The sequence below is a fragment of the Synechococcus sp. H55.9 genome, from assembly GCF_047462355.1.
Lineage (GTDB): Bacteria > Cyanobacteriota > Cyanobacteriia > Thermostichales > Thermostichaceae > Thermostichus.
This window is the reverse complement of the sequence record NZ_JANSJB010000013.1, coordinates 6296-10015: the sequence shown is the minus strand read 5'-3', so window position 1 is coordinate 10015 and position 3720 is coordinate 6296. Positions and strand designations below refer to the sequence as shown.

Below are 3720 nucleotides of genomic sequence, written 5' to 3'. Positions count from 1 at the left end.
GTGGCGTGGCGGCGCGTCCAGCGGGGATCGATCAACTCGCTCTTGGGATCCCCTGGCTTGACGTAGGCCAGAACCGCCTCGTAGCTATCCAGCAACTGGGTGCGCTGTCGCCCCGCCGGCTGGTGACAGCCGACACAACTGGCCTCCAGCAGCGGTTTGATGTCCCGCTCGTAGGTAAACTGCGGCTCGGTGCGAAAGCGCAGTTGGATGGCCTGCTCCAGCGGCAGCCCCTCTTGGGGGGCAATCGTAAGGGTGTAGTCGGTGCTGAAGCGCAAGGGATCTCGAGGCTTAAGCAACAACTCGTCTCCCTGCACGTCGAAAATGACCGCTGCCGGCGGCTCCAACTGAACCGCCAGCCGTTGTAGATTGGGATCCAGCGGTCGATCGAATTGCAGCCGAATGACTCCATCTATCAAAACATCCTGCTGTTCAGGGGCAGGTTGAGAAGAGACCCACTGTAAAGACGCATTCGACTGGGACCAAACCCACGGATGAGACCCGCTGATAAAGAACATTGCTGCCAACAACAACAGCCCCGCCCAAGTTCGCCACCGTCCCCAGTGGCGAAAGATATTCTGTACGGTCGGAGTGTTCATTGCCGCAGACCCAATTCTACTGTTGTCAGAATAGCGAACTTAATCCATGCTTCAGCCGTTGATGAGATACAGATCGTCAGGGATCCCCAGCGGATCATGAGGATCCCTTGTCTGGTAGAGTAGACGAACAATGAACGCCGGAGCAAAAAGAAGAGGCTGCTGCTCCCAAAGGCTGAAAATCATATTGAGGGCTTCACCCAAGCTGATAGGAGATCACCAGCAGGGAGAAGCAGTACAGGGAGACAGCCAATCAGTTGACGCGCTCCAGCTTGATGTTGTGGTGGCCCAACTTGATCTCGAACTCATCTCCGGGCTTGAGGCCCATCTTCTTGGTGTAGGCAGCTCCAATTAGGAGATTGCCATTCTTATGAACCGAAACCCGGAAGGTAGGAGCGCGGCCACGAGATCCATTTTCGTCACTGGCACCGAGATCCACGCCAACAGCCTTCAGCAGGGCATTGTTAAACTGCATCAGATTCACTCGCTCCTGACCATTCTTGGTGTAGGTGACATAGCCACAGGCGCGAGCTTTTTCCTTGCGATCCGCATTTCCCATTGAAGTTACTTTGTCGAGGAGCTCTTGGCCAGTGAGTGGTTTTGGTTTACTGGTTGTAGCCATATCAAGGTGGTTTTAAGGACAACAGTTAGTGTAGCCAGAAACAAACAGCGATTGCAATAGAGGTTCCTCCAATTCCTCTTTACCTTCCTATTAGAGAGAATAGGTTCGGCGGCTGCAATGGGATTGAAGGGTGATTGCGCAAAACAGTAGTGGAGAATTTTCTCTAGAGGCCAGAACCTGTGGGGGAGACTTTCGCGGAAGGGACAGGCCCTCAGGGCCAAGGGCATATAAAAGTGTCTTTGAGTGTCTCTAGACGCTGGATCCCCGCTGCGGCACCGGAGTTGAGCAAAAGCAGGGAAACTGGAAACAAGGCTGTTTGAGTGTCACTCGATATGGATCTCTTTTGGTCGGGACGGCGTCTTCTGGTTGGGGTGAGCGGGGGGATTGCTGCCTACAAAACGGCGGTTTTGGTATCTGCTCTGGCCCAGCAGGGGGCAGAGGTGAGGGTGGTTTTGACGAAAGCTGCAGAACAGTTTATCTCCCCGCTGACATTTGCCACCGTGTCTCGCCAGCCAGCTTTCACGGATGCCGAGTTTTGGCAAGCCACGCGGGGACGGCCGCTGCACATCGAGCTGGGGGAATGGGCCGAGGCTCTTCTGATTGCGCCGCTTTCGGCCAACACCTTGGGCAAGGTGGCCCAGGGGCTGGCGGACAATTTGCTCACCAATGTGGTTTTGGCTTGCCACTGTCCGGTGGCCCTGGCGCCGGCCATGAATACCCACATGTGGAAGGCTGAAGCGGTGGCCGAGAATTGGCAGCGGCTGCAACGGGATCCCCGCTTCTGGGCCTTGCCCACTGCCAGGGGCCGCCTGGCCTGTGATGCGGTGGGGGAAGGGCGTATGTTGGAGCCAGAGGCGCTGCAGGAGTATGTGCGGGCTCTGCTCTGGACAGGGGGGAAAAAAGACTGGCAAGGGAAGCGGGTGTTGGTGACGGCAGGAGGCACCCGCGAGCCCATCGACGCGGTGCGCTTTATCGGCAACCCTGCCAGTGGGCGGATGGGGGTGGCGCTGGCGGTGGCAGCCGCCTGTCGGGGGGCCGAAGTCACGCTGGTGCATGGGCCGCTGGGGATCCCCTTTGATCCAGCACCCTTCGCCATTCGGGCCATGCCGGTGGAGACGGCAGGCCAACTGGAGCAGGTTTTGCAGGCGGAGTTTCCCCAGGTGGATCTTTTGTGGATGGCTGCCGCTGTGGGGGATGTGCGCCCCGTCCAGGTTTACGCGGGGAAACTGCCAAAAGGCGATCTGCCCCCCATGCTGCCCTTGGAGCCTGTCCCTGACCTGGTGGCAGCCCTGGCCCGCCACCGACGTCCCGGTCAGCTTCTTATCGGCTTTGCCGCCCAGAGCGGGGATCCCCTCCCCTCAGCCAAGGAGAAGCTGCAGCAGAAAGGGCTGGACGCCATTGTGGCCAATCCCATCGACCAGCCGGAGAGCGGCTTTGGCAGCAGCCACAACCAAGGCTACTGGATCCCGCGGCAGGGCAGCCCAGAACGGCTGCCTTGGACAACCAAGGCCACCCTGGCCCACCGGCTGCTGGATCTGGCCCTGCAGCTGGAGCCGAGCTGACCCCGAGGCCTCACTGCTTTGGCTTCGTATCTCGGCTGCGAGGGTAACGGTTCTCCCGGCGATCGGACCAAAATCAGGCCAAAATCAGGTACCTTTGAGGCTAAGCGCAGAGGGATCCGATGGCGATCATCGTTTTGAAAGCCTGGTATTTGGATTCGGTGTTGTCTGCCTCCCAAGTTCAACAGAGGGCTCCCGATCTGCGCCTAAGCCGTACCGGCCTCTTGAAAACGGCGATGCGAGCCGATTTCCTCGACGATGTGGAGCAGGTGAAGGCTTCTGTCTGGTGGCAGCGCTACTTGGAAGGGGAGCTGGTGGAGTTTTACATCGAGGGCAGCGGCGCCTACAGCATCTCCAACCTCGATTTGATCAGCCGCGAGATCTACTTTAATAAGCGGGCCACCCTGAACATGACGGAGCCGGTCATCTACTTTTGTGGCCAAGCGGATTACCCCGACTCCAGCGCCACGCTGCACCAGGCGTTGCAGGCGGTGGTGGAGACCATTAACCGCCATCACCAACCGGTTCTTCCGCTGCAACTGCAGGGATCCCTGCCCAGCGAAAGCGAGACACCTCTAATCGACGCGGCCCTGATTCGCAAGCTCAAGCACGCGCTGCTGGTGGTGGCCGATGTCACCCCGGTGCAGGTGAATGGCCGAGGACGGCCTCTGCCCAGTCCCCAGGTCTGTTTGGAGTTGGGCTATGCCCTGCAAGCGAAGCGCCCCGAGCAATTGCTGCTGGTACAACTGCCCCGCGACGACATCGAGGGATCCTTTCCTTTCGAGGTGGAGGGCAGCAGTTTTTTGAAAATTGCCGATCCGCAGCGCCTGTCGGATCAATTGGGAGCCGAGATCGCCCGGCAGTTGCAGCGCAACCGGGTTATCTCCCTCTAGCCAGACGCACCTATCCAACTGCCCCTCGCAGCCGTTAGACTCTTGGAGATGGC

General features: G+C 58.9%; 4 protein-coding genes. 2 read left to right on the top strand and 2 right to left on the bottom strand.

Annotation, left to right across the window (positions count from 1 at the left end; all coding sequences use genetic code 11):
* Positions 1–416, bottom strand: a 416-nt coding sequence (locus NW857_RS03305; protein WP_414367931.1) for an Ig-like domain-containing protein, incomplete at its 3' end; no start/stop codon positions are given.
* 430 nt (positions 417–846) lie between these two features.
* Positions 847–1215: an AbrB family transcriptional regulator gene (locus NW857_RS03300; protein ID WP_011432615.1), complete on the bottom strand. Its 369-nt coding sequence runs from the start codon at positions 1213–1215 to the stop codon at positions 847–849.
* A 332-nt stretch (positions 1216–1547) separates the two neighbouring features.
* Here NW857_RS03300 and coaBC point away from each other — a divergent pair, with 332 nt between their 5' ends.
* Both coaBC and NW857_RS03290 read left to right on the top strand, forming a co-directional pair.
* Positions 1548–2777: a bifunctional phosphopantothenoylcysteine decarboxylase/phosphopantothenate--cysteine ligase CoaBC gene (coaBC, locus tag NW857_RS03295; protein WP_414367943.1), complete on the top strand. Its 1230-nt coding sequence runs from the start codon at positions 1548–1550 to the stop codon at positions 2775–2777.
* Positions 2778–2896: 119 nt separating this feature from the next.
* Positions 2897–3667: a hypothetical protein gene (locus NW857_RS03290; protein WP_414333360.1), complete on the top strand. Its 771-nt coding sequence runs from the start codon at positions 2897–2899 to the stop codon at positions 3665–3667.
* Positions 3668–3720 lie beyond the last annotated feature (53 nt).

Bases quoted from the DNA above. Each gene is read 5' to 3' on its own strand.
- NW857_RS03300 (WP_011432615.1), bottom strand. From the start codon at position 1,215: ATGGCTACAACCAGTAAACCAAAACCACTCACTGGCCAAGAGCTCCTC.
- coaBC (WP_414367943.1), top strand. From the start codon at position 1,548: ATGGATCTCTTTTGGTCGGGACGGCGTCTTCTGGTTGGGGTGAGCGGG.
- NW857_RS03290 (WP_414333360.1), top strand. From the start codon at position 2,897: ATGGCGATCATCGTTTTGAAAGCCTGGTATTTGGATTCGGTGTTGTCT.